The sequence below is a fragment of the Streptomyces alkaliphilus genome, from assembly GCF_014141535.1.
Lineage (GTDB): Bacteria > Actinomycetota > Actinomycetes > Streptomycetales > Streptomycetaceae > Streptomyces > Streptomyces alkaliphilus.
Map to the genome: position 1 here is coordinate 1 of NZ_VKHT01000298.1, position 5,331 is coordinate 5,331.

The window sequence follows — 5,331 nt, forward strand, 5'->3', positions numbered from 1 at the left end:
ATTGTCCCGCATGTCCCCCGGGCCCCGGTCGGACGGCCGACCGGTCAGCCGGTGACGGTGCGCACGACCACGACGACCAGCAGGGTCAGCATCCCCAGGGCGCACAGCAGCCAGGGAAGCGGACCCGGGTGGAGGGCGGAGGTCTCCGGCCCGGGGTCGCTGCACTCCCCCGCCGTGCACACGCCGTGGTCGGCGAGGTGGCGGTCGGCCTTGCCGAGTACGTCGAACTGGGCCACCCGGCTCCAGCCACAGCTGTCGCACTCGAGGCGACGCACCTCGCCGAAGCCGCGTCCGATGCGCATGGAGTGCCGGGTCCCGGATTCGGTGGTTCCGGTGACGGTGCCGGTGGTCAGCATCCGTCCTCCCCTGTCTGATTCGGGGCACCCCGGGTCGGGGGATACCGGCTCGGGACACCGTTGTCAAGAGGGCCCCAGTGAAGCACAACGCCCGCTCCCGGAAGGCCCCTTGGGGCCCGGGAACGGGCGTTGTGGCGAGGTCGTGACCGAACCGTCACAGGTGTTGATCCGACGGGACGGGAACCCGATGAAAAGCCCATCGGAGAGCCCGATCACAGCACCATCGGGTCGTCACTCCGTCCCTTCATCGGACTCTCGCAGTATCCAGGTATCGGAATATCGGACGGAGTGACGATCGGATCGGGTTGCCGGACAGCCCGGACACACCGGGGGCCGGAGTCCGGGTGGGACGATCGTCAGCAGCCGATGAGGCGCCCCGCGAGGTAGGACTCGATCCGGTCCAGGGAGACGCGCTCCTGCTTCATGCTGTCGCGCTCGCGCACCGTCACCGCGTCGTCCTCGAGGGTGTCGAAGTCGACGGTGACGCAGTACGGGGTGCCGATCTCGTCCTGTCGGCGGTAACGACGGCCGATGGCGCCGGCGTCGTCGAACTCGATGTTCCAGTGCCGGCGGAGGGCGTCGGCCAGGCCGCGGGCCTTCGGGGAGAGCTGCGGGTTGCGGGACAGCGGGAGGACCGCCACCTTGACCGGGGAAAGGCGCGGGTCCAGGCGCATGACGACGCGCTTCTCCATCTTGCCCTTGGCGTTGGGCGCCTCGTCCTCGACGTAGGCGTCGAGCATGAAGGCCAGCATCGCGCGGCCCACACCGGCCGCGGGCTCGATGACGTAGGGGGTCCAGCGCTCGCCGGCCTCCTGATCGAAGTAGCTCAGGTCCTGACCGGACGCCTTGGAGTGCGAGCTCAGGTCGAAGTCGGTGCGGTTGGCCACGCCCTCCAGCTCACCGAACTCGGAGCCCTGGAAGTTGAAGCGGTACTCGATGTCGGCGGTGCGCTTGGAGTAGTGGGACAGCTTCTCCGCGGGGTGCTCGTACCACCGCATGTTGGCCTCCTGCATGCCCAACCCGCGGTACCAGTCCCAGCGCTGCCCCATCCAGTACTCGTGCCACTGCTCGTCCTCGCCCGGTTTGACGAAGAACTCCATCTCCATCTGCTCGAACTCACGGGTCCGGAAGATGAAGTTGCCCGGCGTGATCTCGTTGCGGAAGGACTTGCCCATCTGGGCGATGCCGAACGGCGGCTTCTTCCGGGAGGTCTGCTGGACCTGCGCGAAGTTGGTGAAGATGCCCTGCGCGGTCTCCGGCCGCAGGTACGCGACCGAACCGGAGTCCCGGGTGGGCCCGAGGTGGGTGGAGAGCAGGCCGGAGAACTCCTTGGGCTCGGTGAAGGTGCCCTTGTTCCCGCAGTGGGGGCACCCCAGATCCTTGAGCCCGCCGACCGGGGGACGACCGTGCTTCTCCTCGTACGCCTCCTCCAGGTGGTCGGCGCGGAAGCGCTTGTGGCAGGAGGTGCACTCGGTGAGCGGGTCGGTGAAGGTCGCCACGTGGCCGGACGCCTCCCACACCTCGGTGGCCAGGATGACCGAGGAGTCGATGCCGACCACGTCGTCCCGCGAGGTGACCATGGCGCGCCACCACTGGCGCTTGATGTTCTCCTTCAGCTCGACGCCCAGCGGTCCGTAGTCCCAGGCGGCGCGCTGGCCGCCGTAGATCTCGCTGCACGGGTAGACGAAGCCACGGCGCTTGCTGAGGCTGACGATGGTCTCGATCTTGTCGGCTGCCACGGTGCTCTCTTCATGATGGCGATGGAGGCAAGGAATCGCCTCAGATTACCGGCGGTGCGGGGGGCGGCGGCAAATCGGGGCCGGGGCCCCGGACATGATCGTTGCCCCGCCGACCGGCCGGCCGAAAAGCGCCCCCGGAGGGATCGGGAGGAACCGGTGGAAGCCGCGAGGAGGTGCCGGTCACAATGCGGTTGAGGAAATTGACAACGGTTTCCATACCATCTGAAAATGGTCGTCATGACCGTTCACAGAACCCCCCGCATCCGCCGCACGGCCCTCGCCCCGGCCGTCACCACCGCTCTCGCCGTCCTCGCCCTGTCCGCCTGCGGCACCGACGGCTCGACGGAGGACGGGGCGGGAACCGATGAGGCGGGGGGCACGCTGAACGTGGTCGCCTCCTTCTACCCGATGGAGTTCCTGGCCGAGCGGGTGGGCGGCGAGCACGTCTCGGTCTCCACCCTCACCGAGCCCGGCGTGGAGCCGCACGACCTGGAGCTCTCCCCCCGACAGGTGGGCGAACTCTCCGAGGCCGACGTGGTGGTCTACCTGGCCGGCCTGCAGCCGGCGGTGGACGAGGCCATCGCGCAGTCCGGCGTGGAGCACGTCGCCGAGGCCGGGGAGTTCACCGAGCTCTCCGAGTACCGGGGCGACCACAGCCACGGGCACGACGACGAGGACGACCACGACCACGGGCACGACGACGACCACGGGCACGGGCACGACGACGACCACGGGCACGGGCACGGGCACGGGCACGACGAGGACGACCACGGCCACGGCCACGACGACGACCACGGCCACGACGACCACGGGAACGAGCACGGCACCCACGACCACGAGAACGGGGAAGAGGAGCACGGCCACGACGGGGACGACCACGGTCACGACGACGACCACGGCCACGACCACGCCCACGGCTCCGAGGACCCGCACGTCTGGCTGAACCCGATCAAGTACGCCGAGGTGGCCGACGGCGTGGCCGAGACCCTCGCCGCCGCGGACCCGGACAACGCCGCCGACTACCGTCGGAACGCCGAGGACCTCACCGCCGAGTTGCGCGTCCTGGACGAGGAGTTCGAGGAGGGCCTGGCCAACCGCACCTCCGACGTCTTCATCACCACCCACGCCGCCTTCGGCTACCTCGCCGAACGCTACGGTCTGCGCGAGGAGTCGATAGCCGGCCTGGACCCGGAGTCCGAGCCCAGCGCCGCCCGGATGCGCGCCCTGCACGACATCGCGGAGGATGAGGGGGTGACCACGGTCTTCTTCGAGACCCTGGCCTCCGACGCCACCGCGCGGACTCTCGCCGATGACCTCGGTCTGGAGACGGACGTGCTGGACCCGGTGGAGGGAATCACCGAGGGGTCCCGGGGCGATGACTACTTCGAGGTCATGCGCGCCAACCTCGAGGCCCTCCAAAAGGCCCTCGGCGCCGAGGACTGATACACATCCGGCACCCCTTCGGGGCGTGCCGCCGTGCCGGGGCGACCCCGCCCCGGCACGGCTTCCGGCCCATCTCACGGAGCTGCCATGGAGACCGTCATATCCCTGGAGGGAGTGACCGCCGAGCTCGGTGGTCATCCGGTGCTGCGCGGCATCGACCTCGCCGTGCGGGCCGGGGAGGTGATCGCCCTGCTGGGGGCGAACGGCTCCGGCAAGTCCACCACCGTGCGGGCGGCCGTGGGAAGGGTGCCGATCACCGCCGGGCGGCTGGAGGTGTTCGGCACCCCGTTGTCCCGGTTCCGCGACTGGCGGCGGATCGGGTACGTCCCGCAGCGCTCGACGGCCGCCGGCGGGGTGCCCGCCACGGTGCGCGAGGTCGTCGCCGCCGGCCGACTGGCCCACCGCGGTCTGCGCCCGCTGCGGCGCGTCGACCACGAGGCGGTGCACCGGGCGCTGGAGACGGTGGGGCTGGCCGACCGGGCGCGCGAACCGGTGGCCACCCTCTCCGGTGGTCAGCACCAGCGGGTGCTCATCGCCCGGGCGCTGACCAACGACCCCGACCTGCTGATCATGGACGAGCCGCTGGCGGGGGTGGACCTCGCCAGTCAGGACGTGCTCGCCGACACCGTGCGGACCCTGGTGGGGCGCGGTACCGCCGTCCTGCTCGTCCTGCACGAACTGGGCCCGATGGAGCCACTGATCGACCGTGCCGTGATCCTTTCCGGGGGCCGGGTGGAGCGGGTCGTCCAGCGCGGCGACCAACTGCCCGACACCCACGCCTGTCATCCGGAGGACGCCGCCGAGCCGTCCGCCGAGCCGCGTCTGCACACCGGGATCATGTGATGTCCCTTCTCTCCCTCCCCCTGGCGTCGGACAGCGGCCCCCTCCCCCCGGTCGAGGCCCGGATGCTGGCGCTGGAGTTCCTGAACTACGCCTTCATGCAGCGGGCCCTGATCGCCGCCCTGGTGATCGGGGTGACCGCGCCGGTGGTCGGCATCTACCTGGTGCAACGCCGACAGGCCCTGATGGGGGACGGCATCGGACACGTGGCGCTGACCGGCGTGGCCCTGGGCTTCCTGTTCAACACCAGCCCGGTGTGGATGGCGGTGGTGGTGTCGGCGATCGGCGCCGTCGGCATGGAGTTGCTGCGCCTGTCGGGGAAGGCCCGCGGGGACATCGCCCTGGCGATGCTCTTCTACGGCGGCATGGCCGGCGGCGTGATGATCATCAATCTGGCTCCCGGGGGCTCCACGGCCGGCCTGACGAGTTACCTGTGGGGCTCGGTGACCACCGTCTCGGCCTCCGACATCACGGCCATCGTGATCCTGGCGGCCTTCGTGCTGGTGGTCGGCCTGGGACTGCGCCGACAACTGTTCTCGGTCTGCCAGGACGAGGAGTTCGCCCGGGTGACCGGCCTGCCGGTGCGGGCGCTGAACCTGCTGCTCGCGGTGACCGCCGCCGCCACCGTCACGGTCGCCATGCGCGTGGTGGGTCTGTTGCTGGTCAGCGCGCTGATGGTGATCCCGGTGGTGGCGGCCCAGCAGGCGACCCGCAGCTACGCGGGAACGCTCGCCGTAGCGTGCGGCTTCGGGGTGATCGTCTCGGTCTCCGGCACGGTCGCCTCCTACTACGCCGATGTCCCGCCCGGGGCGACGATCGTGTTGATCGCCATGGGGCTGTTCGCCCTGGCCGCCGCCCTGACCCGGCCGATCGCCCGTCGGCGGGCCCGGCGGGCGGGCCTGCCCGTGCCCCCCGCGGGCACTCCCGTCGGGGAGCGTGCGACGGTGCCCGCG

5 protein-coding genes are annotated in these 5,331 nt (G+C 70.6%); 3 read left to right on the forward strand and 2 right to left on the reverse strand.

Annotated elements, in window-relative coordinates:
- Positions 1 to 44 precede the first annotated feature (44 nt).
- Both FNQ90_RS11580 and FNQ90_RS11585 read right to left on the reverse strand, forming a co-directional pair.
- Positions 45 to 356 carry a hypothetical protein gene (locus FNQ90_RS11580; RefSeq protein ID WP_143620914.1) on the reverse strand — a complete coding sequence of 104 codons (312 nt, stop codon included), beginning with the start codon at positions 354 to 356 and terminating at the stop codon, positions 45 to 47.
- Between the two features lie 356 nt (positions 357 to 712).
- Entirely contained in the window at positions 713 to 2,095 is a 1,383-nt protein-coding gene (locus FNQ90_RS11585; RefSeq protein ID WP_143620916.1) for a glycine--tRNA ligase, read from the reverse strand.
- 237 nt (positions 2,096 to 2,332) lie between these two features.
- Between FNQ90_RS11585 and FNQ90_RS11590 the strand changes: the two genes are divergently transcribed.
- From FNQ90_RS11590 to FNQ90_RS11600, 3 genes are all read left to right on the forward strand, one after another.
- Positions 2,333 to 3,538 (forward strand): metal ABC transporter substrate-binding protein, encoded by a 1,206-nt coding sequence (locus tag FNQ90_RS11590; protein ID WP_182606298.1) that lies wholly within the window; start codon positions 2,333 to 2,335, stop codon positions 3,536 to 3,538.
- 87 nt (positions 3,539 to 3,625) lie between these two features.
- Positions 3,626 to 4,381, forward strand: coding sequence for a metal ABC transporter ATP-binding protein (locus FNQ90_RS11595; protein ID WP_182606299.1), 756 nt, complete (start codon positions 3,626 to 3,628; stop codon positions 4,379 to 4,381).
- Positions 4,382 to 4,443: 62 nt separating this feature from the next.
- Positions 4,444 to 5,331, forward strand: an 888-nt coding sequence (locus FNQ90_RS11600; RefSeq protein ID WP_182606300.1) for a metal ABC transporter permease, incomplete at its 3' end; no start/stop codon positions are given.